At 69.7% G+C, this 22,582-nt stretch carries 20 protein-coding genes; 15 read left to right on the forward strand and 5 right to left on the reverse strand.

Features of this window, described 5'->3' with window-relative positions; translation table 11 throughout:
• Positions 1 to 10 precede the first annotated feature (10 nt).
• Genes FXO18_RS00095 through FXO18_RS00105 form a run of 3 tightly spaced genes read right to left on the reverse strand, consistent with a single transcriptional unit; the run spans position 11 to position 3,617 of the window.
• Positions 11 to 1,240: a glycosyltransferase family 4 protein gene (locus tag FXO18_RS00095; RefSeq protein WP_149359052.1), complete on the reverse strand. Its 1,230-nt coding sequence runs from the start codon at positions 1,238 to 1,240 to the stop codon at positions 11 to 13.
• Positions 1,237 to 2,847, reverse strand: coding sequence for a 1,4-alpha-glucan branching protein domain-containing protein (locus FXO18_RS00100; protein WP_235900352.1), 1,611 nt, complete (start codon positions 2,845 to 2,847; stop codon positions 1,237 to 1,239). Before FXO18_RS00100 ends, FXO18_RS00095 begins: the two co-directional genes overlap by 4 nt.
• Positions 2,844 to 3,617: a class I SAM-dependent methyltransferase gene (locus FXO18_RS00105; RefSeq protein WP_149359053.1), complete on the reverse strand. Its 774-nt coding sequence runs from the start codon at positions 3,615 to 3,617 to the stop codon at positions 2,844 to 2,846. The genes FXO18_RS00100 and FXO18_RS00105 overlap by 4 nt, the downstream gene beginning before the upstream one ends.
• Before the next feature lie 307 nt (positions 3,618 to 3,924).
• On the opposite strand from FXO18_RS00105, the gene FXO18_RS00110 reads away from it, so the two are divergent.
• The 9 genes from FXO18_RS00110 to FXO18_RS00150 all read left to right on the forward strand — a co-directional run bounded on the left by FXO18_RS00110 (position 3,925) and on the right by FXO18_RS00150 (position 13,874).
• Entirely contained in the window at positions 3,925 to 4,710 is a 786-nt protein-coding gene (locus FXO18_RS00110) for an electron transfer flavoprotein subunit beta/FixA family protein (RefSeq protein WP_149359054.1), read from the forward strand.
• Positions 4,711 to 4,752: 42 nt separating this feature from the next.
• The gene (locus FXO18_RS00115; RefSeq protein WP_149359055.1) at positions 4,753 to 5,706 is read left to right on the forward strand and encodes an electron transfer flavoprotein subunit alpha/FixB family protein; all 954 of its coding nucleotides are present in this window, start codon (positions 4,753 to 4,755) and stop codon (positions 5,704 to 5,706) included.
• 241 nt (positions 5,707 to 5,947) lie between these two features.
• Positions 5,948 to 6,787 (forward strand): GNAT family N-acetyltransferase, encoded by an 840-nt coding sequence (locus tag FXO18_RS00120; protein ID WP_149359056.1) that lies wholly within the window; start codon positions 5,948 to 5,950, stop codon positions 6,785 to 6,787.
• Positions 6,784 to 7,650 (forward strand): lysophospholipid acyltransferase family protein, encoded by an 867-nt coding sequence (locus tag FXO18_RS00125; protein WP_149359057.1) that lies wholly within the window; start codon positions 6,784 to 6,786, stop codon positions 7,648 to 7,650. Before FXO18_RS00120 ends, FXO18_RS00125 begins: the two co-directional genes overlap by 4 nt.
• Positions 7,651 to 7,712: 62 nt before the next feature.
• A complete protein-coding gene (locus FXO18_RS00130; protein WP_149359058.1) occupies positions 7,713 to 8,918 on the forward strand; it encodes a cysteine desulfurase family protein in 1,206 nt (401 codons plus the stop codon).
• Positions 8,918 to 10,054, forward strand: coding sequence for a tRNA 2-thiouridine(34) synthase MnmA (mnmA, locus tag FXO18_RS00135; RefSeq protein ID WP_149359059.1), 1,137 nt, complete (start codon positions 8,918 to 8,920; stop codon positions 10,052 to 10,054). The genes FXO18_RS00130 and mnmA overlap by 1 nt, the downstream gene beginning before the upstream one ends.
• The gene (locus FXO18_RS00140) at positions 10,051 to 11,052 is read left to right on the forward strand and encodes a uroporphyrinogen decarboxylase/cobalamine-independent methonine synthase family protein (protein WP_149359060.1); all 1,002 of its coding nucleotides are present in this window, start codon (positions 10,051 to 10,053) and stop codon (positions 11,050 to 11,052) included. The genes mnmA and FXO18_RS00140 overlap by 4 nt, the downstream gene beginning before the upstream one ends.
• Before the next feature lie 219 nt (positions 11,053 to 11,271).
• Positions 11,272 to 13,359: an NAD-dependent DNA ligase LigA gene (gene ligA, locus FXO18_RS00145; RefSeq protein WP_235900353.1), complete on the forward strand. Its 2,088-nt coding sequence runs from the start codon at positions 11,272 to 11,274 to the stop codon at positions 13,357 to 13,359.
• Positions 13,356 to 13,874 carry a GNAT family N-acetyltransferase gene (locus FXO18_RS00150; RefSeq protein ID WP_149359061.1) on the forward strand — a complete coding sequence of 173 codons (519 nt, stop codon included), beginning with the start codon at positions 13,356 to 13,358 and terminating at the stop codon, positions 13,872 to 13,874. Before ligA ends, FXO18_RS00150 begins: the two co-directional genes overlap by 4 nt.
• Positions 13,875 to 13,887: 13 nt before the next feature.
• Here FXO18_RS00150 and FXO18_RS00155 read toward each other — a convergent pair whose 3' ends face one another.
• Positions 13,888 to 14,538, reverse strand: a complete 651-nt coding sequence (locus FXO18_RS00155) for an ACT domain-containing protein (protein ID WP_149359062.1) — start codon at positions 14,536 to 14,538, stop codon at positions 13,888 to 13,890.
• A 248-nt stretch (positions 14,539 to 14,786) separates the two neighbouring features.
• Here FXO18_RS00155 and FXO18_RS00160 point away from each other — a divergent pair, with 248 nt between their 5' ends.
• The 5 genes from FXO18_RS00160 to gatB all read left to right on the forward strand — a co-directional run bounded on the left by FXO18_RS00160 (position 14,787) and on the right by gatB (position 19,942).
• Complete coding sequence (locus FXO18_RS00160) at positions 14,787 to 15,380, forward strand: antibiotic biosynthesis monooxygenase (protein ID WP_149360014.1); 594 nt, start codon at positions 14,787 to 14,789, stop codon at positions 15,378 to 15,380.
• Between the two features lie 104 nt (positions 15,381 to 15,484).
• Positions 15,485 to 15,784 carry an Asp-tRNA(Asn)/Glu-tRNA(Gln) amidotransferase subunit GatC gene (gatC, locus tag FXO18_RS00165; protein WP_149359063.1) on the forward strand — a complete coding sequence of 100 codons (300 nt, stop codon included), beginning with the start codon at positions 15,485 to 15,487 and terminating at the stop codon, positions 15,782 to 15,784.
• Positions 15,781 to 17,262 (forward strand): Asp-tRNA(Asn)/Glu-tRNA(Gln) amidotransferase subunit GatA, encoded by a 1,482-nt coding sequence (gatA, locus tag FXO18_RS00170; RefSeq protein WP_149359064.1) that lies wholly within the window; start codon positions 15,781 to 15,783, stop codon positions 17,260 to 17,262. Before gatC ends, gatA begins: the two co-directional genes overlap by 4 nt.
• A 40-nt stretch (positions 17,263 to 17,302) precedes the next feature.
• Positions 17,303 to 18,334 (forward strand): ATP-dependent 6-phosphofructokinase, encoded by a 1,032-nt coding sequence (locus FXO18_RS00175; RefSeq protein ID WP_149359065.1) that lies wholly within the window; start codon positions 17,303 to 17,305, stop codon positions 18,332 to 18,334.
• Between the two features lie 72 nt (positions 18,335 to 18,406).
• A complete protein-coding gene (gene gatB, locus FXO18_RS00180; RefSeq protein ID WP_235900354.1) occupies positions 18,407 to 19,942 on the forward strand; it encodes an Asp-tRNA(Asn)/Glu-tRNA(Gln) amidotransferase subunit GatB in 1,536 nt (511 codons plus the stop codon).
• Positions 19,943 to 20,178: 236 nt separating this feature from the next.
• Here gatB and FXO18_RS00185 read toward each other — a convergent pair whose 3' ends face one another.
• Complete coding sequence (locus FXO18_RS00185; protein WP_149359066.1) at positions 20,179 to 21,321, reverse strand: PQQ-dependent sugar dehydrogenase; 1,143 nt, start codon at positions 21,319 to 21,321, stop codon at positions 20,179 to 20,181.
• A 92-nt stretch (positions 21,322 to 21,413) separates the two neighbouring features.
• Here FXO18_RS00185 and FXO18_RS00190 point away from each other — a divergent pair, with 92 nt between their 5' ends.
• Complete coding sequence (locus FXO18_RS00190; protein WP_149359067.1) at positions 21,414 to 22,580, forward strand: DoxX family membrane protein; 1,167 nt, start codon at positions 21,414 to 21,416, stop codon at positions 22,578 to 22,580.
• The last annotated feature ends 2 nt before the right edge of the window (positions 22,581 to 22,582 follow it).

A 22,582-nucleotide genomic window follows, 5' to 3' on the forward strand; every position in this document is an offset into this window, starting at 1 on the left:
ACGTGTCGCTTCAGCGGCCCGGCAGCGGGCGCTGCGGCACATCGGGACGGTGCAGCGGCGAGCGCGGGCGGCGCTGGGCCGAGCGGTAGACCTCGACGGTCGTGGTGGTGACGGTGGACCAGGCGAACTCGGTGGTGAGCCGCTCGTTGGCGGCCAGCGCCATCTTCTGGGTCAGCTCGGGCTCGTCGAGCGAATTGCGCACCGCCTGGGTCAGCGCGACGACATCGCCGGGCGCGAACGTGCGTCCAGTCACGCCATCGATGACCGCTTCGCCAAGGCCACCCGCGGTGGAGGTGATCAAGGGCGTGCCCGCGGCCGCGGCCTCGAGAGCGACGATGCCGAACGGCTCGTAGCGGCTCGGCAGCAGGATGGCTGTCGCCCGGTGCAGCCAGCCCAGCAACTGCTCGTGGTCGAGGGAACCGAGGAACGTCACCCAGGGCGCCACGCCATGACGTGTCGCCTCCTCGGCGAGCCACTGCCGCTGGGTTCCGATGCCGGCGATGGACAAGGTCGCGCCCGGGTGCGTCTTGCGGACCTCCGCGAGCGCGGCGATCGCGTCATGCACGCCCTTCTCGTACTCGAGGCGGCCAGCGAAGAACAGCTCGGGCGCATCCTGGCGGTGCGCCCGGGCCGCGTAGCGCCACATCGTGGTGTCGATGCCATTGTGGATGACGTTGATGCCAGACAGTGCCGGGCCGAACAGGGCCGCGACCTCGTCGCGCATGGACGCGGAGCAGGTGATGAGGGAGTCGGCGGAGTTGGCGAGCCACCATTCCACCGAGTGCACCTGCCGGTTGATGCGCCCGGAGATCCAGCCGCTGTGCCGCCCGGCCTCGGTGGCGTGGATGGTGGCGACGAGCGGCGCGTCGCAGCGGCCGGCGATGGCGATGGCCGGGTGGGCGACGAGCCAGTCGTGGGCGTGGATCACATCAGGGGTCCACGTGTCGAGCAGCGCGAGGCCGTGGCGGATCATCGCGTGGCCCATCGCGAGCGTCCAGGCGAGCATGTCCTCGCCGAACAGCAGGTGCGGTGGATCCTCGGCGACCGCGAGCACGCGCACGCCCTCGACGACGCTGTCGGTGGTCGGGTGGGTGCCCGCGTGCGTGCCCGAGGGCTGCCGGGACAGCACGACGACCTCGTGCCCTGCCTCGGCCAGGTGGACCGCCAGGTTGTGCACGTGGCGACCGAGGCCGCCGACGACGACGGGAGGGTACTCCCAGGAGATGATGAGGATCTTCATCGTGAACCTTCGGTGCTGGTGGAGGTGGTGCGCGCCGCGGGCCGGAAGCCGCGGGCGTCGAGCGCGGGAAACAGCCCGTCGGCCAGGTTCCAGGCGGCAGCGAGGTCGCGCGCCCGCTGCTCCTCCCCGCGCAGGGCCGCCCCCGCGATCTCGCGCGCGGCGTGCGCGTGCTTGTGGGCGCGGCCACGGGCGTACTCGACGGCGGAGTCCTTGCTGACCATGAAGGCCCAGTCGCTGGCCAGGCACAGCAGCACCTCGCGCAGCACCTGGTCGGCGACCGGGTCCCGGCCGGGAGCGCCCGCGGACATCCGCTGGGCGATGACATCGAGCCCGAGGTCACCGACCTCCTGGTTCAGCCGCACGAGGTCGGCCACCTGATCGCCAGCCCACACCCGCCAGTCCTTGCCGGACCCCCACGAGGAGTCCTCGATGCGAGCGGGCTCTCCCACGTATCCGGAGGCCAGGGCGTCATCGAGGGTGCCGATGGTGATGCCGCGCTCGGGCATGAGGCGCAGCACCGCGGCCAGCCAGTCGGGGCCCTCGTGCCACCAGTGGCCGAACAGCTCGGTGTCGAACGCGGCGATGACGTGGGCAGGCCGACCGATGCGGGCGGACTCGTCGATGAGTCGCTCGCGCACGGTCTCGACGAAGTCGGCCGCGTGCTCCTGCACGGCGGCCGCCGCCCGGTCCGGATCGTAGGGTGCTTTCCGCTCCGAGGGGGTCGTCTTGCTGGTCACGCGGGCGGGCTTGAGCCCGGTGCCGTGGTGGTAGGTGTGGAAGTCGCGGTAGTCGCGATGGCCGGGATAGCCGGACTTCGGGGACCACACGCGGTAGCTCACGGTGAGGTCGCGCCCGAACGCGACGACGCTGGAGTCGTGGACCGGGCGGCCGAGCGTGGTGTCGCCGTGCAGGCTCGGTCCGTCGACCATGAAATGAGTGATGCCGCTGGCCTGATAGAGCTGCTCCATGCCGGGGGTGTAGGCGCATTCCGGCGCCCAGATGCCGGTGGGTCGCGTGCCGAAGCGGTGCTGGGCATCGGCAAGGCCCGCGCGCAGCGCGCCCTCGCGCAGTGCTGGCTGGGTGAGGGGCTGGAACGTGTGGGTGAGGGGCCCGCCGAGCAGCTCGATGGTGCCGTTGGCCGCGAGCTCGCGGATCAGTCCTGCTCCGCCGTGGCGCCAGTGCTGCTCGAAGTCGTCGAGCGCTGCGGCAGCGTTGCGGTGCTCGCGCCAGCCAAGCTCGCGCAGTGCCGCGGGGCAGGAGGCCGTGGCCCCCGTGCCGTTGCCGGGGGTGAGCGCCGCCTCGTGGGAGCGCAGTTGCCAGTCGGCGAGCCACTGGTGCATCGCGGCGAGCGCGTAGGGGTCGTCGAGCTGCGCGGCCAGCACCGGGGTGACGCCCAGGGTGAGCTGGTGCTCGCGGCCTTCCGCGGCGAGCTCCCGCAGGGTGCGCATGACCGGGATGTAGGACGCGGCCCAGGACTGGTAGAGCCATTCCTCGCCGACCGGCCATCGGCCGTGGTTCGGCAGCCAGGGCAGGTGGCTATGCAGCACCAGGGAGAACATGCCGGGCACCGGGGATGCCCCTGGCCCGGTGGTCGTTGCCGTGCTCATTGCTTGACGGCGATGGCGAGCAGGTCGAGGCTGTCGTCGATCGATCCTGGCCGGATGTCGAAGTCCTCGGCGGTCACCCCAGCCACGTCCGCGGCGAGGTCGTCCGGCCAGGGGATCCCGGCGATGGCGAGCTCGAGCTGGCGGTCGATGAGGGAGCCTCCGTGGCGCTCGTCGAGGGCCGCGAGGCGGGGGCCGTGGTGCACGCCCTCCATGGAGGTGACGCGGAGCCCGCCCTCGATGAGCAGTTCCTCGAGCTCGCGGCCGTTGAGCTCGCGGGTGTGGAACGGGTTGAGCGGGGTATCGCGGCCGGGGGAGAACGTGATCCGGTTGGGCGTGGAGATGAGCAGCTCGCCGCCGGGGCGCAGCACCCGGGCGCACTCGCGGATGAATTGCACCTGGTCCCAGAGGTGCTCGATGACCTGCAGGTTGATGACGACATCGATGGATCCGTCGGCGAGGGGCAGCGCGGCGAGGTTGGCGCGGGCGGCGCTGACGGCGGGGTAGCGCCTAGCGACGTGCTCGGTCGCTTGCTGGTCGTAGTCGAGCCCGATGACCGTGCGTGCCTGCCGGGCGATCAGGTCCGCGCCGTAGCCCTCGCCGAACCCGGCGTCGACAACGATCTTGCCGGCACAGCGCGGGGCGAGCGCGTGGTAGACGATCTCGTGGCGGCGGAACCAGTAGTTCTCCTCCGCGATGCCGGGCACGGTGCGCTCGCCGGTGAGGGGCAGTGGCTCGGAGGTGTTCGTCGATGCGCTGGCGGAATCGGTCACGAGGGCAGCCTAGAGGCTGATCGGGCCGTAGTTCGAATCACGCCGCAGCCGTGTGGGATGGCGTGTCCGCGCTATTTGCTGTGTCCTGGTGGCTAAGCGTGCCATTCAGCGCGGTTGTAGAGTATGTTCAGCTTGGTACTTGCACATATGTTACTCGTCGGTAACCTAGGTGTAGGACACGGTTGCGTATCAAGCTGGACGGACGCGGCATCGCTGGACCTCGGTCGGCGGCTGGTCGCGAGCGTCGGGTTCACACGCGCTGCCGGAGCCTAGAATGCCACCACTCGCAGGAGGTCAAGGAAGACCCATGACAAATGTTGTCGTCTTGATCAAGCAGGTCCCCGACACCTGGTCCGAGCGCAAGCTCCGGGAGTCCGACTGGACTCTCGACCGCGCATCCGCCGACCCGGTGCTCGATGAGATCAACGAGCGCGCCGTTGAGGAAGCGCTGCTCATCAAGGAGAAGAACGGTGGCGAGGTGACGGTGCTGTGCGCCGGTCCCGACAGCGCTGCCGATGCCATCCGCAAGGCCCTTTCCATGGGCGCGGACAAGGCGATCCACATCAACGACGAGGGTATGCATGGCAGCGATGCCCTGCAGACCAGCTGGGTGCTCGCCAAGGCACTCGGCACGGTCGAGGGTGTCGAGCTCGTCATCGCCGGCAACGAGTCCACCGACGGTCGCGTCGGTGCCGTGCCCGCGATCATCGCTGAGTACCTCGGCCTGCCGCAGCTCACCCAGCTGCGCAAGCTCGAGGTGGACGGTGACACCGTCCGCGGCGAGCGCGAGACCGACGACGGCGTGTTCGGCCTCGAGGCCAGCCTGCCCGCGATCGTCAGTGTCAACGAGAAGATCAACGAGCCCCGGTTCCCCTCCTTCAAGGGCATCATGGCCGCGAAGAAGAAGCCGATCGAGGTGCTCACCCTGGCCGAGCTCGGTGTCGAGGGCGATGAGGTCGGCGTCTCCAACGCAGCCTCGCAGGTGACCTCGGCCGCCCCGAAGCCGCCGAAGGCCGCGGGCGAGAAGGTCACCGATGAGGGCGACGGCGGCAGCAAGATCGCCGAGTACCTCGTTTCGCAGAAGATCATCTGATCGCCTCTCTGACGACACACAGACGAACAGGAGTAGCAACAAATGGCAGAAGTTCTTGTGCTCGTCGAGCATGCCGAGGGCGCAATCAAGAAGCTCACCACTGAGATGCTGACCGCCGCCCGCAACCTGGGCGAGCCGTCCGCAGTGGTCACCGGTGCCCCGGGCACCGCGGCCGCGCTCGCCGACAGCCTCAAGGAGGCTGGCGCCGAGAAGATCTACGTGGCCGAGTCCGACGCTTTCGACAACTACCTCATCACGCCCGTCGTGGATGTGCTTGCCGAGCTGTTCGAGCAGGCCAGCCCGGCAGCGGTGATCACCGGTGCCACCACCGAGGGCAAGGAGGTCAGCGGTCGTCTCGCAGCGCGTCTCGGCCTCGGCCTGCTTTCCGACGTGGTCGCGGTCAACAGCGATGGCTCCGCCGTCCACTCCATCTTCGGTGGCGCGTTCACCGTTGATGCGAAGACCAGCGGCACCCCGATCATCAGCATCCGTCCCGGCGCCGTCGAGGCGGAGCCGCAGGCCGGTGCTGGCGAGCAGGTGACCGTCGAGGTCGGCGAGCCTGACGAGAGCGCGGTCAAGATCACCTCGCGCGACCCGGTCGTCGCCGGCGATCGCCCCGAGCTCGCCGAGGCAAGCGTTGTTGTCTCCGGTGGCCGTGGCGTCGGCAGCGCCGACAAGTTCCACGTGGTCGAGGAGCTCGCCGACTCGCTCGGCGGCGCCGTCGGTGCCTCGCGCGCCGCGGTCGACTCCGGCTACTACCCGGGCCAGTTCCAGGTGGGCCAGACCGGCAAGACCGTCTCCCCGAACCTCTACATCGCCCTCGGCATCTCCGGTGCCATCCAGCACCGCGCGGGCATGCAGACCTCGAAGACGATCATCGCCGTCAACAAGGACGAGGAAGCACCGATCTTCGAGATCGCCGACTACGGCATCATCGGTGACCTCTTCGACGTGGCTCCGCAGCTGACCGAGGCCGTCAACAAGCGCAAGGGCTGATTCCAGCACCGCGCGCCAATGGCCTCGAGCGGCCCCCGCAGGGATGCACATCCCGGCGGGGGCCGCTCCCGTTCGCGAAGCGATGCACATCACTGCGCGACCGCGTGTTCGGGGCCCGTTCACCTCGTCGTGGCCTGCTCCACGCGATCCGGTCAACACGGACAAAGAGTTAACCAGCACGGCATAGTGCCTTCACTCCCGTGATGCGCCCCGGCCGATCTGCCCCGGTAGACACCGAGGCATGACCACATCATCGGTGCTGATCCCGGCTCCCGCGGCGACAGCGAGCACACCGCGCTACTCCCTGCTGCTGTCCACGCGGCCGGATGACATCGAGGCCGCCCAGCGGCTCCGCCATGATGTCTTCCGCGCTGAGCCTGGCTTCAGCGACACCATCGGCGAGTACGGCCGCGACGCCGACGAGTTCGATGCCCACTGCGACCACCTCCTCGTTCGCGACGAGCAAGACCAACGCATCATTGGTTGCTACCGGATGCTTCCGGGCACCACCGCGCGCCGCATCGGCGGCTTCTACACCGCCACCGAGTTCGCGCTCGACGGCTTCGAGGAGATCCTGCCCAGCACTGTCGAGATGGGGCGGGCCTGCGTGCACCCCGACCACCGCAACGGCGCGGTCCTCAGCATCATGTGGTCCGGCATCCTCCAATACCTCAACCACACCGGGAACGACTGGGTGCTCGGGTGCGTGAGCGTACCGATGCTCCCAGCTCCCGGTGATGTGCCCGGCGCCAACGTGCGAGCCGTGCGCGACCACGTGCTGGCCCGGCATCGCGCTCCCGGCCACATGAACGCGCGCCCCTACAATCCCGTGATCGTCGACGGAGCCACCCTCGATGAGATCCCCCCGCCGCCAAGAGCGGAGATCCCGCCCCTGCTGCGCGGCTACCTGCGCCTTGGTGCCTGGATCTGCGGCGAGCCCGCGCACGATCCCAGCTTCGGCGTCGCCGACTTCGTCACCGTCCTCGGAGTGCGCCACGCCAACGCCCGCTACCTCGCCAGGCTCGCCTCGGCCTCCGCTGCCTCGTCCAGCGCCACCGGGAACGGCTCGGAGGCACGATGACCGGCACCACGCGCCATCACTGGTACCCAAGCAGCCCCTGCGGCTGCGGCTGCCTGCCGCCCGAGCGCGAGACCGTGCCCGCCCCGGTCTTGGCCGGCCGGTGCATCCGCCTCGCGCTCGCCCTCGCCTCCGCGCCCGTCCTGCTCGGCGCGCGCCCCTGGCTGCCTGGCCGGGCCAAGGGGATATGGCAGCGCGCGTTCTCCCGGCAGCTGCTCGGCGCGCTCGGCATCACCGTCCGCGTCCACGATCGCCGCGGCGGTCTCGAACAGGGGCGCGCCCAGGGGCTGATCGTCTCCAACCACATCTCGTGGCTCGACCCACTAGTGATATCCACCACAGTCTCCGCGTCGTTCGTCGCTCGCGCCGATCTCGTCGAGTGGCCCGTCATTGGCTCGATGGCCCGGTGGGCGCGCACCATCCCGGTGCGCCGCGAATCACTGCGCGACCTGCCACAGGCGCTGGATCTGGTGACCGAGCGCCTGCGCCGAGGAGAGCGTGTCGCGGTGTTCCCGGAAGGCACGACCTGGTGCGGGCGCTCCTGGGGACGGCTGCGCCCCGCCTTCTTCCAGTCCGCGATCGACGCGGGAGCGTGGGTGCATCCCGTGCACGTGCGCTACCTGACCTCCGACGGCGAGACGACGACCGTGCCGAGCTTCGTCGGCGACGACGGCCTGGCCGCCTCGATAGGTCGGGTGCTCAGCCAGCGCTCCCTCGTGGTGGAGCTGACGCTGCTCGCTCCCGAGCTCGCGGTGGGCGACCGCAAGCTGCTGGCGCAGCGCTGCGATCGCAGCCTGCGCAGCGCTGAGCGCGATACCGGCCTGCGGCTCGTGGACGTCGATCACGCGGAGCGCGCGGCCGCCTGATCCCCGGGGGGATTCGCGCGTTTGGTGGCCGGGCGCGGGTGGCGTCTATCCTGGCAGGTGCCATGAACCATCCCGTGTATCTCGATCATGCCGCGGCCACACCGATGCGCCCTGCGGCGATCGACGCGATGACCAAGGGATTCGCGGTCACGGGCAACGCCGCATCGGTGCATCGTTCCGGACGGGTGGCCCGCCGCCTAGTGGAGGAATCCCGCGAGGCCATCGCCAAGGTCCTCGGCGCGCGCCCATCCGAGGTCATCTTCACCGCTGGCGGCACCGAGAGCGACAACCTTGCCGTCAAGGGCCTGTTCTGGGCCCGCCGCTCCGAGGATCCGCGGCGCAGGCGCGTCCTCGTCGGCAGCACCGAGCATCACGCCGTGCTCGACGCGGCGGAGTGGCTCGTCGAGCATCAGGGCGCCGAGATCACTCGGATACCCGTGACGCCCGCGGGGGTGGTCACGCCCGAGGCGCTGCGCGAGGCGATCGGCGATGACCCGGCGAGCGTCGCGCTCGTCTCCATCATGTGGGCCAACAACGAGGTCGGCACGATCAATCCGATACCCGAGCTTGCCGCGGTGGCCGCGGATGCTGGCGTGCCGCTGCACAGCGATGCCGTGCAGGCGGCTGGATCGCTGCACTGTGATTTCGCGGCGAGCGGGCTCGCTGCGCTCACGCTGACCGCGCACAAGCTTGGTGGGCCCCACGGCGTCGGCGCGCTGCTGCTGCGCCGCGATGCCGCGTGCCAGCCACTGCAGCATGGCGGCGGCCATGAGCGCGACGTGCGGTCGGGCACGCCTGATGTCGCGGCGACCCTGGGAATGGCCGCCACGCTCGATCAGGTATCGGCCGAGCGGCGCGTCGAGCATGTTCGGCTCGCCGCGCTGCGCGAACGCCTGAGGGAGGGCATCACGCGGATCGATCCCACCGCGATCATCAATGGGCCCACCAGCCCCGGCGAGGCGCTACCCACGATCCTCAACGCGACTTTTCCCGGGTGCGAGGGCGATTCGCTGCTCATGCTGATGGATGCCCAAGGCGTGGAATGCTCCACCGGCTCGGCCTGCACGGCCGGGGTGGCGCGGGCCAGCCATGTCCTGGTAGCCATGGGCATGGACGCGCGGATCGCGCGCGGCACATTGCGGTTCTCGCTCGGGCACACATCCTCGGTCACCGACGTTGATCGAGTGCTCGACGTGCTGCCGCAGGCCGTCGAACGAGCCCGGATGGCAGGGCTTGCCAGCACGGCAGCAGGGGAAAGGACGAACTGATGCGAGTACTCGCGGCAATGAGCGGAGGCGTCGACTCGGCAGTAGCGGCCGCCCGGGCCGTCCGTGACGGCCATGACGTGGTGGGCGTGCACCTTGCCCTCTCCACGGCGCCGGGAGCGCTGCGAACCGGATCGCGGGGCTGCTGCTCCCGCGAGGACGCCGGCGACGCGCGCCGCGCCGCCGATGTGCTCGGCATCCCGTTCTACGTGTGGGATTTCGCCGAGCGGTTCAAGGAAGATGTCATCGACGATTTCGTCGAGTCCTACGCGGCGGGGGAGACCCCCAACCCATGCCTGCGCTGCAACGAGCGCATCAAGTTCTCGGCCCTCGCGGAGCGGGCTCTCGCGCTGGGATTCGATGCCGTGGTCACCGGCCACTACGCCCGGCTCGAGGACGGTGTGCTGCGTCGCGCGGTCGACAACGACAAGGACCAGTCCTACGTGCTGGCCGTGCTCACCGCCCAGCAGCTCTCGCGGGCGATGTTCCCGATCGGTGACACGCCCAAGCCGCAGATCCGCGCGGAGGCCGAGCGGCTCGACCTTGCCGTGGCGAGCAAGCCCGATAGCCACGACATCTGCTTCATCCCATCCGGCAACACCCAGGCCTTCCTGGGCGCGCGCATCGGTGTGCGCCCGGGCAAGGTAGTCGACGCCGAGACCGGTGCCGAGCTCGGTGAGCACGATGGGGTGCATGGCTTCACGATCGGGCAGCGCAAGGGGCTCGGCCTGCCCGGGCCCGCGCCGGATGGCAAGCCCCGGTACGTGACAGCGATCGACCCCGGCTCCGCCACCGTCACCGTCGGTGCAGCGGAGTCCCTCGATGTATGGACGATCGAGGCCAGGGGCGCGGTATGGACCTCGGGGAGCGTCCCGAGCGAACCCGTGCGCTGCACGGTGCAGGTGCGGGCGCACGGGGGAATCGCGCCAGCCATCGCCGAGCCCGTCGAGGGCGACGACAGCATGCCAGGACTGCGGGTGCATCTGCTCGAGCCGCTGACCGGCGTCGCGCGCGGCCAGGCCGCGGTGCTCTACCAGCCCGACCAGGATGGCGACATCGTGCTCGGCAGCGGCACCATCAGTGGCACCAGCCCGCAGCGGCACCAGTTTGACGAGGCAGCGTCGGTGGGCAGCCGATGAGCCTGCTCGCGGGCACTGTCACCGGCATGGGGCACTGGCCAGGCGCCAGCATGGCCGAGGCGATCACCACCGTGCTCGGCGAGCTAGCGGGCCACGGCGTGCCGTTCCAGCCAATGATGCAGGACCGCGGGGCCGGGTCGGATCCCGTGGGCCAGGCGGCGGTGCTGCTGGTCGACATGCCGGTCGAGGCCTCGGCCACGGGCTATCGGCTCGCCCAGCATCACGGCATCATCGGCCGCCGCGCCCGCGACTGGCACAATCGCGACACCGACCAGGTGGTGGAGGCGTGGGAGACCAGCGGTGGCGCGCCTACATGGAAGATCCAGGTCACGGGCCCAGTGACGCTGGGTCGACGCATCGAGCTGCCCAACGGGCATGCCGTGCTCGAGGATCGTGGCGCGCTGCGCGACCTTGCCGCCTCCCTCGCCGAGGGAGTCGCCAGGCATGTGGCTCGCCTCGAGCATTCCCTGGGCTGCAAGGTCATCGTGGAATGGCTCGAGCCCGCCCTCCAAGAAGCGCTGGACGGTAGCAGCAAGCCGTTGAGCATCCTGCAGCCGCCACGGCGGCTTCCAGCCCCCGAGGCGGTCGGGCTGTGGGCGGCATGCGCGGGAATCGGCGCGGACCAGGCCGTGCGGTGCGGTGCCGCAGTGCCGTGGAGTGTCGTGGCGGACGGCCCGTTCGGCACGATCGTGGTTGGTACCGATGCCACCAGTGCGGGCAGCAGCCTGCGCGATTCGGCCTTGATCGACGGGCTGGGCCGATGGTTCGACACCGGGCGTCATGGTGTGCTCGCGGTGGATGGCCGCGAGGATGCGCGAACTGTAGCGCGCCGCATCCTCGCTCTCGGGCGGGAAGCCGGGCTCGGTGGCGAGCAGCTGCTCGAGCGCGTCGGTATCGCGTTCGATGGATCGCAGGCAGGCTCGTCGCGGGAGATGGTCGCGGGATTCCGCCACGCACGCTCGGTTCGCGCGGCGTTCTCCGAGGTCGGCGAGCGCTAGCGGCTGGGGTCGCAGGTGCGGCCTCGAACGCGGCTGGCGCATGCCCGGCTCCGGCTGGCGCATGTCCCGCTTCGGCCACGAGTGTGCGAAGAACGACAGCTCGGAGCCGTAAACCTGTCGTTCTTCGCACACTCGCGGGGCGATTGTCGCGACGGGCACCAGGGGAAGCCAGGCCCATGCCTGGCGATTCCTGACAGGGGCCTGCGCTACTCTGCCCAAGTGGATGATGGCCAGGCAGCGGGCAGCGCGCCCATTCGGGATCAATGGCAGAAGCTGGCGGAGGAAGTGCGCTTCCACCAGTTCCGCTACTACGTCAAGGACGCTCCCGCCATCAGCGACGGCGAGTTCGATGAGATGCTCCGCGCGTTGCAGCAACTCGAGGATGAGCACCCCGAGCTGCGCACCCCGGATTCCCCCACGCAGCTGGTCGGCGGCGGGTTCTCCACCGAGTTCACGCCCGTCGATCATCTCGAGCGGATGCTCAGCCTCGACAACGTCTTCAATGAGGATGAGCTGCGGGAATGGGCCCATCGCGTCGAGGGCGAGGCCGGTCGAGGGGTGCACTACCTGTGCGAGCTGAAGATCGATGGGGTAGCGCTGAGCCTGGTCTACGAGAACGGTGCGCTCGTGCGTGCCGCGACCCGTGGTGACGGGCGCACCGGCGAGGACGTCACTCTCAACGCCCGCACGATCGACGATGTGCCGGAGAAGCTCGCCGCGAGCGAGGAATTCCCGGTGCCCGCGCTGCTCGAGGTGCGCGGCGAGGTGTACTTCCGGCTCGATGACTTCGCCGCACTCAACGCCGCGCTTACTGCGGAGGGCAAGCCACCGTTCGCGAACCCGCGCAACTCGGCCGCTGGCTCGTTGCGGCAGAAGAATCCCGCGATCACCGCGCGGCGCCGGCTCCGGATGCTCTGCCACGGCATCGGCAAGCGCGAGGGCTTCCTGCCGGGCTCGCAGTCCGAGGCGTACGAGGCGCTGCGCGCCTGGGGGCTGCCGGTGTCCGAGGACACGGTGCGGCTCGTGGACGTTGATTCCGTGGTCGCTCATGTCATGGACTGGGCGGAGCGTCGCCACGACGTCGACCACGAGGTCGATGGCCTCGTCGTGAAGGTCGACGAGGTGAGCGTCCAGCGGCGGCTCGGCTCGACCTCCCGCGCGCCCCGCTGGGCCACGGCCTACAAGTACCCGCCGGAGGAGGCCACCACCAAGCTGCGCGATATTCGGGTCAGCCTCGGCCGCACTGGCCGCGTCACCCCGTTCGCCTACATGGAGCCGGTGCTCGTTGCTGGATCCACCGTCTCTCTGGCCACGCTGCACAACGCTGAGGAGGTCAAGCGCAAGGGCGTCCTCATCGGTGACACGGTGGTGATCCGCAAGGCCGGCGAGGTGATCCCGGAGGTGCTCGGCCCGGTGGTGGACCTGCGGGATGGCAGCGAGCGCGCGTTCGTGATGCCCACTCATTGCCCTGAGTGCGGATCGCTGCTCGCCCCGTCCAAGGAGGGCGATGTCGATATCCGGTGCCCCAACTCCCGCACGTGCCCGGCCCAGCTGCGCGAACGCGTGTTCTACATCGGCGGCCGGGGCGCGCTCGACATCGAGGGGCTCGGCTACGAGGCCGCGACGGAACTGCTCGCGCATGGTGTCATCACCGACGAGGGGGAGCTGTTCACCCTGTCGGAGGATGACCTGCTGCGCACGGAGCTGTTCCGCAACAAGAAGGGCGAGCTCACCGCCAATGGCGCGCGGTTGCTCGAGAGCCTGGCAAAAGCCAGGTCGCAGCCATTGTGGCGAGTTCTTGTGAGCCTGTCGATCCGGCATGTGGGCCCCACCGCGGCCCGGGCGCTCGCCACCGAGTTCGGCAGCCTCGATGCCATTCGCGGCGCCACCACCGAGGAGCTTGCCGCCATCGATGGGGTGGGGCCCACGATCGCGCAGGCCGTGGAGGAATGGTTCGACGTCGACTGGCACCGCGAGATCATCGATAGGTGGGCTGCCGCTGGCGTGCGCATGGCTGACGAGCGCGATGCGTCCATCGAGCGCAATCTCGAGGGCATGTCCATCGTCGTCACTGGTGCCTTGCAGCGCTACTCGCGCGACGAGGCCAAGGAAGCGATCGTCGCTCGCGGCGGCAAGGCCGTGGGCTCGGTCTCGCGCAAGACCGCGTTCGTCGTTGTGGGGGACGCCCCCGGCTCGAAGTATGACAAGGCCATGTCACTGGGCGTGCCGATCCTCGACGAGGACGGGTTCACCGTCCTGCTCGAGCAGGGCCCCGACGCAGTGGCGCCGATCAACGACGACTCATGAGACCAGGCGCGCAGCCACCTGGCGAGCGGAACCCAAGGGAGCAGCACCCGCACACACTGCGACCGATCGATCCTGGCGACTACGCTGCCGTCTCGGGGCTCACGGTGGCCGCCTACGCGCCGTACATTCCCGCGGGCAGCGAGTACCTCGACCTGCTCGCGGACGTCGAGGCACGTGCCGCGGCCGCGGAGATCGTCGTTGCCGAGATCGCGGGCGCGGTGGTGGGGGCGATCGTCCTGGCCGACGCGGGCAGTGCCCTCGCGGAGATCGCGCGGGAGGGGGAGCTGGAGTTCCGCATGATCGCCGTGGCCGAGCAGGCGCGCGGCAGCGGTGTCGGCACCGCCCTGGTGCGACACGGTATCGCCGAGGCGAGGCGCCGCGGAAACGAGGCGGTCGTGCTGTCCTCGATGCGGGCGATGATCGAGGCCCGGCGCATCTACGCCCGCCACGGATTCGTCGAGGTTCCCGAGCGCAAGCAATACCGCAGCATCGATGTGTTCCGGCTCGTGCTGTAGGAAGTAGTCCGCCCTACAGCAGCACGGTGCCGATGATGCCGGCGAGATAGCCGAGCCGCGCGACCTCCGATGGCCGGAAGTCAGGCCCGCCAGGGCGACCGAGAACCAGGGCCATCTCCTTCTGCCCCAGTGGCGCGGCCGCGAGGGAGGTCGCCATGTCCTTCCAGATCTGGGGCACCCAGTCCGCCTCGGAATCGAGCATGACAGGCTTGCGCAGCGGCATCCACGGCAGCTCGGCCGCCCTCGACTCGGGGGATCCGGAGCTCGCTGCTACCCGGTAGGCACCGTTCGGGCCGAGCGCCACGACAGTGGCCCAGCCGACGCGCAGCACCCGGGGAGCTCCATCGACGAGGACCTGGATGCGATCGGAGGAGGCCACTGCCACCTGGTCGATGAGCTCGAGCTCCCGGTGGGTATCAAGAACGTCGGCGTAGGGGCGGATCGAGTCGACCCGCACATCCTCGAGCTGCTCGGCAGCGGTGATCAGGGTGTCGGGCAGGGATCCCTGTGCCATCTCGACAACGAGATCGTCCACGGCGTAGCCCGTGGAGCGCTCCACCACATCGAGGGAGATGATGTCCGCGCCGACCGAGCCGAGCGCGAGAGCGAGGGACCCCAGGCTGCCGGGGCGGTCGGGGAGTTGCACCCGCAGCAGATACGACATCAGTCCCCTTTCGTGCATTCCGATCAACCTGGCGGCCCGCGCGGTCTTGGCCTCTCCCACACGATCCTCGCACGCCAACCTAACCGCAACATCTGACAACTCCGGCATCGACGAATGTGACAAGACGTTCACACAGTGCCGATCCACGGCAATCTTGGTCGACCACACTGGGATGCATGGCAATCCAGACCACGCACCCAAGGCTCGCCCCGAGCCCGGCGGCCCCACCCGCAGGCCGCCGCGCGCACATGCAGGGCCTCCCCGCGCCAACGGTCACCACCTCGGTCATCCGTGATGTCGACCCGGGCCGGGAGGAGGACTTCGTCCAGTGGACGGAGGCTGGCATCGCGCTCGCCCGCACGTTCCCCGGCTTCCTCGGTGCCGGATGGGTGCGCTCGTCCACGACGACCCGTCGCTACCACGTCCAGTACCGGTTCGCCTCCGACGGCTGCCTGCGCGACTGGATGCGCTCGTCGCTGCGCAGCGCCTGGCTCGCGCATGGCCGCTCGTTCTCCCGGGATGCCGCGGTGCACCAGCGGACGGGCATCGAGGGCTGGTTCGATCCTGCTGTGCCGACGAGCATGCAGGGCGCCGTGCCGGTCGATCCCCGGCCCGCTTCCGATCAAGCGCCGCCGCGGTGGAAGCAGGCCGTGACGATCTGGCTCGGCTTCTTCCCCCTCAGCCTGCTGGTGAATATCCTGCTCGCGCCCCAGCTCGCTGACGTCAACGTCGTGGCGAGCACGTTGCTGCTGACGGTATGCGTCACTCCGGTGATGGTGTACGCGGTGCTGCCGTTCATCACTGCCCGACTAGGTTCCTGGCTGCGCGCGCGGCGCGACTGACCCCCGCCCGGCCCCGCGCCGGCATGGGCGTGCCGTGCCGATCGGGCTAGGCTAGTCGGGTCCGACCGTGAACCCACTGGAAAGGGGCCCGTGCAGTGCCTGACATGCCTGCAATCTCCCGCGACGAGGTGGCCCACCTCGCGCGGTTGTCCAGGCTCGCGCTGTCCGATGCCGAGCTCGATGAGTTCGCCGGCCAGCTCGATGCGATCCTCGGCCACGTGAAGGCCGTGACCGAGGTCGCCGCCAATGACGTGCCCGCGACCGCCCATCCGGCGGCGACGGCGAACGTCTGGCGGGAGGACGTCATCGAGCCGGGGCTCACGGTGCAGCAGGCCCTCTCGGGCGCTCCCGACGCCGAGGGGGACCGCTTCGCTGTCCCGCAGATCCTGGGGGAGGAGCAGTGAGCGACCTGACACGGCTGACCGCGGCCGACCTCGCCTCCCGCATCCACGCCCGCGAGGTCTCGGCAGTGGAGGTGACCGAGGCGCACCTCGAGCAGATCCGCGCGGTCGATGGAACCTACAACGCCTTCCTCCACGTCGGTGACGAGGCCGCGCTCGATTCGGCACGCGATGTCGATGTGGCGCTGGCCAACGGGGAAGCGCCCGCCTCGCCGCTCGCCGGGGTGCCCCTGGCCCTCAAGGATGTCTTCGCCACCGCGGACATGCCCACCACGTGCGCCTCGCGGATGCTGGAGGGCTGGGTACCGCCCTACGACGCGACCGTCACGGCACGGTTGCGCGCTGCGGGGATCCCGATCCTGGGCAAGACCAACATGGACGAGTTCGCGATGGGATCCTCCACCGAGAACTCCGCCTACGGCCCGACGCTGAACCCGTGGGGCGACGATCGAATCCCAGGCGGCTCGGGCGGCGGTTCCGCGGCCGCGCTCGCCGCGTTCGAGGCACCCCTGGCCATCGGCACCGATACGGGCGGCTCGATCCGCCAGCCCGCGGCCATGACCGCCACGGTCGGTGTGAAGCCGACCTACGGAACGGTCTCGCGCTTCGGCCTCGTGGCGTGCGCGTCCTCGCTGGACCAGGGCGGCCCCTGCGGCCGCACGGTGCTCGATACCGCGCTGCTGCACGAGGTGATCGCCGGCCACGACCCCCGCGATTCGACTTCTATCGACACTCCGGTGCGCCCCGTGGTCAAGGCTGCGAGGGAGGGCGCGACGGGCAGCTTGAAGGGCGTGCGCGTCGGTGTGGTCAAGGAGCTGCACTCTGATTCCTACCAGGACGGCGTGCTCAGCACCTTCGATGCCGCGGTGGAGACGCTGCGCGGGCTCGGCGCGGAGGTCATCGAGGTCTCTTGCCCGCACTTCACCTACGCGCTCGCCGCGTACTACCTCATCCTGCCCAGCGAGGTGTCGTCGAACCTCGCGCGCTTCGATGCGATGCGCTATGGCCTGCGCGTCGACAATGATGGCACCAAGGGCGCCGAGCAGATCATGGCGGAGACCCGTGCCGCTGGCTTCGGCGCGGAGGTCAAGCGTCGCATCATGATCGGCACCTACGCGTTGTCGGCGGGCTACTACGACGCCTACTACGGGCAGGCGCTGAAGGTCCGCACGCTGATCTCGCAGGACTTCGCCAAGGCCTACGAGAACGTCGATGTGCTCGTGGCGCCGACAAGCCCGTTCACGGCGTGGAAGCTCGGCGAGAAGGTCGACGATCCGGTAGCGATGTACCTCTCGGACCTGTGCACCCTGCCGACCAACCTCGCCGGGCACTGCGCGATGTCGCTGCCCGCGGGGCTCTCGCCCGATGATGGCCTGCCCGTTGGCCTGCAGATCATGGCACCAGCGCTCGCCGACGAGCGCCTGTACCGGGTCGGCGCGGCCTACGAGGTGGCGCGCGGGGAGCATCCAGCGGCCGTGTGATGTGCCAGCAGCGTGATCCAACAAGACCGGAGGTGGGCCGATGCGCATCGGAGTGCTGACAGGTGGCGGGGATTGCCCGGGCCTCAACGCGGTGATCCGCGCGGTGGTCCGGACCAGCGAGGTCCGCTATGGCTCCACCGTGGTCGGCTTCCGGGATGGCTGGAGGGGCCTGCTCGAGGATCGCAAGCAGCGCCTCCGGTTCGATGATCGCGTGGATCAGATCCTCGACCGGGGCGGCACCATCCTCGGGACCGCGCGGGTGAACCCGACGATCCTGCGCGAGGGCCTCGACACCATCAAGCAGACCCTCGACGACAATGGCATCGACGTGCTGATCCCCATCGGTGGGGAGGGCACGCTCACTGCCGCGCACTGGCTCTCGGAGTCCGGGGTGCCGGTGGTGGGGGTGCCCAAGACGATCGACAACGACATCGCCTGCACCGACTACACCTTCGGCTTCAACACCGCCCTCGCGATCGCTACCGAGGCGATCGACCGGCTGCACACCACAGCGGAGTCCCACCAGCGCGTCATGCTGGTGGAGGTGATGGGGCGCCACGCTGGCTGGATCGCGCTGCATGCCGGTCTCGCTGGTGGCGCTCACCTCACGCTCATCCCGGAGCAGCCGTTCGATGTCGACGAGGTGTGCCGCATGGTCAAGAGCCGTTTCCAGCGCGGGGACAGCCACTTCATCTGTGTCGTCGCGGAGGGCGCGGCGCCGCTGCCGGAGTCGATGACGCTGCGCGAGGGTGGCGTCGACGAGTTCGGCCACAAGCGATTCACCGGTGTGGCGCAGCAGCTCGGTGACGAGATCGAGAAGCGCATCGGCAAGGACGTGCGCACCACCGTGCTGGGCCACGTCCAGCGTGGCGGCACCCCTACCGCCTACGATCGCGTGCTCGCCACCCGGTTCGGCATCCATGCTGCCGATGCTGCCCACGCCGGCGAGCACGGCAAGATGGTGGGGCTGCACGGCACCGACGTCAGGCTCGTGGCGCTCGCTGACGCGGTCGATCATCTCAAGACCGTTCCCCAGGATCGATACGACGAGGCCGCGGCCTTCTTCGGCTGACACTCGTGACCAGACCATTCGCCCGAGCCGGATCGGCCGGAGCGGGCCCGACAACGAATAGACTGACGAGACATGACTTCGAGCACCCCGATGGACACTGGATTGGACGCACGCGTGGTGGAACCTCTCGCTTATGACGATGTGATCGAGCGCTTCGACCCCGTGCTGGGCATGGAGGTGCACGTCGAGCTGCACACCGAGACGAAGATGTTCTGCCCGTGCCCCACCGAGTTCGGGGCCGCGCCGAACACGCAGGTGTGCCCGGTGTGCCTCGGCCTGCCCGGCGCGCTACCAGTGGTCAACCGCAAAGCCGTGGAATCGGCGATCCGCATCGGCCTGGCGCTGAACTGCTCCATCGCGTCGTGGTGCCAGTTCGCGCGGAAGAACTACTTCTACCCCGATCAGCCCAAGAACTACCAGATCTCGCAGTACGAGGAGCCCATCGCGTTCGATGGCCACCTCGATGTGGTGCTCGATGACGGCGAGGTGTTCCGCGTGGACATCGAGCGGGCCCACATGGAGGAGGACACCGGCAAGCTCACCCATGTGGGCGGGGCCACCGGCCGCATCGAGGGCGCCACCCATTCCCTGATCGACTACAACCGGGCGGGCGTGCCGCTGATCGAGATCGTGAGCAAGCCCATCGAGGGCGCGGGCGAGCGGGCACCGGAGGTCGCGCGGGCCTACGTCTCCGCGCTGCGGGAACTGCTCCGCGCGCTCGATGTGTCGGACGTGCGCATGGACCAGGGCTCGCTGCGCTGTGACGCGAACGTGTCGCTGCGCCCGCACGGGCAGCAGGAGTTCGGCACGCGCACCGAGACGAAGAACGTCAACTCGCTCAAGAGCGTCGAGGTCGCCGTCCGCTACGAGATGCGCCGCCAGGCAGCCGTCCTCGAGGCCGGGGGCGAGATCAATCTGGAGACCCGCCACTTCCAGGAATCCGATGGCACCACCAGCCCGGGCCGCAAGAAGGAGACCGCCGACGACTACCGGTACTTCCCGGACCCCGACCTGCAGCCCATCGAGCCTGCCGAGGAATGGATCGAGCAGCTGCGCGGCACCCTGCCGGAGCTGCCGTGGGTCCGCCGGGCCCGCATCCAGAAGGACTGGGGCGTCTCCGACGAGGTGATGCGCGACATCGTCAACGCGGGCGCCGTGGAGCTCATCACCGCCACCGTGGAAGCAGGTGCCTCCGCGGAGGCCGCGCGCTCCTGGTGGGTGTCCTACCTGACGCAGAAGGCGAACACGGCGGCGGTCGCGCTCGCGGATCTCGCCATCACCCCCGCTCAGGTCGCGGCGGTCGTCGCGCTCGTCGCGGACGGCAAGCTGAACAACAAGCTCGCCCGCGAGGTCGTTGACGGTGTGCTGGCCGGAGAGGGCGAGCCGGAGGCCGTGATGGTCGCGCATGGGCTCGAGATCGTGCGTGACGACTCGGTGCTCGACAAGGCCGTCGAGGAAGCGCTCGCCGCCAACCCCGGGATCGTCGACAAGATCAAGGGCGGCAAGGTGCAGGCCGCCGGCGCGATCGTCGGTGCCGTGATGAAGGCCACCAAGGGCCAGGCCGATCCCGCGCGGGTGCGCGAGCTCATCCTCGAGAAGTGCCAGTAGGGGTTTCTGGGGCTCGGCGGCGCGACCCATCGAAGGTCGCGCCGCCCCCCGGTCCGCCACCAAACGCTGCCCGCGCTCGAACGGGCGCCTGCCACCAAACGCGATAGAAGTCGCGAGAAGCGATAGAAACGGCACGGTGTAGCCGGCGGTTTCTATCGCGTTTGCGGTCGGGACCTAGGCTCCCTGCGGCCCAGGGCGAGGTCTAGGCTCCCTGCGACCCAAGCCCAGGCCTGGCGCTAGTCGGGGCCGACGCCGCCACCGCCGCCGGAGGGGATGAGCACGACGCGATCGTCGGTCTCCACGGGTTCCCCGATGTCCTTGTTGACGGTCCCGGACCAGATCTCGCCAGCGAGGCCCACAGCAGCGCCGTGCAGCTTGCCGAAGCGTCCCTCGGCGGCGCGGACGGGATCGCCACTGATCAGGCCGGTGTCCTCGTCGCGAGTGAGGAACGCGACCGCCTCGGTGTCGGTGAGCACGACGGCGATGTCGTTGCCGACGACCGCGCACTCGCTGGCGCCCTCGCTGCCCTGCCAGGACCACAGTGGTCGCAGGCTGCCATCGCCGAGCACCTCGAGGAGCTGGTCACCACTGGGGGTTCGCTCGGTGATGTAGATCGTCCCGGTGCCCGGATCGGGGCAGATGCCGCCGGTGCCGCGCGCGCCCGCAGCGATGACCTCTGGAGGCTGGGCAGAGCTCGGGTTGAGCGAACCAAGGCGCAGCACCTTGCCGCCGAGCGAGGCCGGATTCGTCGCGGATGCCGGGTCGCCGCCGTCCCCGGTGCGGACGAGCAGCGATCCGTCGGAGGCGAACGCCAGCGCGCCCGCGTTGCCGGACGAGCCTCGGGGCAGGCCGGTGAGCAGGGGCTTGGCGACATCGCCTGGCGCGATCCGCACGACACGATTGTCGGAAGGCGTGGTGATGAGCGCATAGAGCAAGCGGTCCTCGCCGAAGGCGGGGGAGAGCGCGATGTCGAGCAATCCTCCTCCGCTGCTCGCGTCGACATCGATGCTGAGAATCTCCACGGGGTCGAGGTCGGGGGCGACCTCCACGATGCGACCGGTCGCGCGCTCCGCAGCGAGCGCAGCCTCGCCCGACGGCAGCACCGCGATCCCGGTCACCGGCTCGAGGCAGGTCGCGATGACGGCGGGGTCCGGGTCATCGCAGGGTCCAAGCTCCTCGCTCGCCTCGTCGTCGGGCGGCTCGTCGGTGGGCTCGGCGGGCCGGATGTGCGCGAATCCGCCAGCGGTGGGCTCCGGCTCGAAAGGTGTTGTGGCCCGTTCGTCGAAGCGGGCGCAGCCGGCTGCCAGCAGGGTGGAGGCGAGGAGCGTCGCCACGACGATTGCCCGCGGGCGCTGCCGCCGCGAACTCGATTCAGCCATGTGCACCAACGTAACCCAAAACACGAGGCGACCGCGTGGCGCGCCCGGCCGCCTACCGCCCTTTCGGCGCCGGATCGACCTACTCTGGGAGCATGAGCGACAAGCGCGACGACGCGGATGCGTCTTCCCCCAACGATTCCTGGGGCGCTGCACCCAGCGCCAGCGATTCCGGCAAGGATGGCTCCGGCACCGCGCCGAGCCCCTTCGATCATTCCACCGAGGAGATCGCGGTGGGCCGTCCACCGCGACCGGAGTCCGCGACCGAGCAGACCTCCGCGATGCGCCTCGGTGATCTCGACGACGAGGCTGCCTCGCGCGATGACGAGACGGGTGCTCCCGGCTTCGCCTGGTCACGCACGCCCGAGGCCCAGGCTGGCACGGCTGCCAACCCCTACAGCCAGCATGTGACGCGTGGTCGCCCGCCCCGCTCGGCCGCCGCCGCTGGCCGGGAGGGTGATCCGGCTACCGAGGAGCAGGCCCGCCCCGAGCCCGTCGAGTCGGCACCGACCGAGCAGATCCCGATCAACCGGGATCCTGAGCCGGAGCAGGCTTACAGCAGCTCGCAGACAGTGATCCTCAAGCGGCCGGGGAACATGGACGACACCACGCCGGGCCTCGCGCCGCGCTCGGCGGAGTATCACGAGCCGCAGCCCGTGGCGTACGACGAGCCCGCCGCGCAGGCCATGCCCTATGGGAACTACCAGGAGCCCGAGCGTGGGGCCATGATGGTCCCGCCGACCGCGGTGGAGCCACGCCGGGGCACGCTTGACCTCGGTCTCCTTGTGCTTCGCCTGCTGATCGGTGGCGCGCTGATCGCTGATGGCGTCCGGCACCTGCTGGGCCAGGGCGGCGGACTGGGCATCGATGGCGTGGAGGCATTGTTCGCCACCGCGGGCTACGATTTCGCCGGCATCGTCGCGATCAGCGTGCTGAGCGCGCAGATCGGTGGTGGCGCGCTGATCGTACTGGGGCTCGCGACCCCGTTTGGCGCGGCGGTTGCGCTCGCGGCGATGATCAATGTGTGGGCGGCCAACCAGGGGGCTCGCTCGGCGCTCGATGGCATCGGCACCCCGGCGCTGGAGCTCGCAACGATCCTCGGCGTGGCAGCGGCGGGCCTGGTGCTGACCGGTCCGGGACGGATGAGCCTGGAGCGCAACGCCAAGTGGGCAGTCCGGCCGCGGTGGGGGGCGAGCGTGCTGCTCGTGCTCGGCATCATTGGCGGCATCGCCGCGTGGGTGGTGCTCACCGGCAAGGTGTAGGA

It is taken from the genome of Lolliginicoccus suaedae, from assembly GCF_008312885.1.
GTDB classification, from domain to species: domain Bacteria; phylum Actinomycetota; class Actinomycetes; order Mycobacteriales; family Mycobacteriaceae; genus Lolliginicoccus; species Lolliginicoccus suaedae.

Bases quoted from the DNA above. Each gene is read 5' to 3' on its own strand.
- FXO18_RS00095 (WP_149359052.1), bottom strand. From the start codon at position 1,240: ATGAAGATCCTCATCATCTCCTGGGAGTACCCTCCCGTCGTCGTCGGC.
- FXO18_RS00100 (WP_235900352.1), bottom strand. From the start codon at position 2,847: ATGAGCACGGCAACGACCACCGGGCCAGGGGCATCCCCGGTGCCCGGC.
- FXO18_RS00110 (WP_149359054.1), top strand. From the start codon at position 3,925: ATGACAAATGTTGTCGTCTTGATCAAGCAGGTCCCCGACACCTGGTCC.
- FXO18_RS00115 (WP_149359055.1), top strand. From the start codon at position 4,753: ATGGCAGAAGTTCTTGTGCTCGTCGAGCATGCCGAGGGCGCAATCAAG.
- FXO18_RS00120 (WP_149359056.1), top strand. From the start codon at position 5,948: ATGACCACATCATCGGTGCTGATCCCGGCTCCCGCGGCGACAGCGAGC.
- FXO18_RS00125 (WP_149359057.1), top strand. From the start codon at position 6,784: ATGACCGGCACCACGCGCCATCACTGGTACCCAAGCAGCCCCTGCGGC.
- FXO18_RS00130 (WP_149359058.1), top strand. From the start codon at position 7,713: ATGAACCATCCCGTGTATCTCGATCATGCCGCGGCCACACCGATGCGC.
- mnmA (WP_149359059.1), top strand. From the start codon at position 8,918: ATGCGAGTACTCGCGGCAATGAGCGGAGGCGTCGACTCGGCAGTAGCG.
- FXO18_RS00140 (WP_149359060.1), top strand. From the start codon at position 10,051: ATGAGCCTGCTCGCGGGCACTGTCACCGGCATGGGGCACTGGCCAGGC.
- FXO18_RS00150 (WP_149359061.1), top strand. From the start codon at position 13,356: ATGAGACCAGGCGCGCAGCCACCTGGCGAGCGGAACCCAAGGGAGCAG.
- FXO18_RS00155 (WP_149359062.1), bottom strand. From the start codon at position 14,538: ATGTCGTATCTGCTGCGGGTGCAACTCCCCGACCGCCCCGGCAGCCTG.
- FXO18_RS00160 (WP_149360014.1), top strand. From the start codon at position 14,787: ATGCAGGGCCTCCCCGCGCCAACGGTCACCACCTCGGTCATCCGTGAT.
- gatC (WP_149359063.1), top strand. From the start codon at position 15,485: ATGCCTGCAATCTCCCGCGACGAGGTGGCCCACCTCGCGCGGTTGTCC.
- FXO18_RS00175 (WP_149359065.1), top strand. From the start codon at position 17,303: ATGCGCATCGGAGTGCTGACAGGTGGCGGGGATTGCCCGGGCCTCAAC.
- gatB (WP_235900354.1), top strand. From the start codon at position 18,407: ATGACTTCGAGCACCCCGATGGACACTGGATTGGACGCACGCGTGGTG.
- FXO18_RS00185 (WP_149359066.1), bottom strand. From the start codon at position 21,321: ATGGCTGAATCGAGTTCGCGGCGGCAGCGCCCGCGGGCAATCGTCGTG.
- FXO18_RS00190 (WP_149359067.1), top strand. From the start codon at position 21,414: ATGAGCGACAAGCGCGACGACGCGGATGCGTCTTCCCCCAACGATTCC.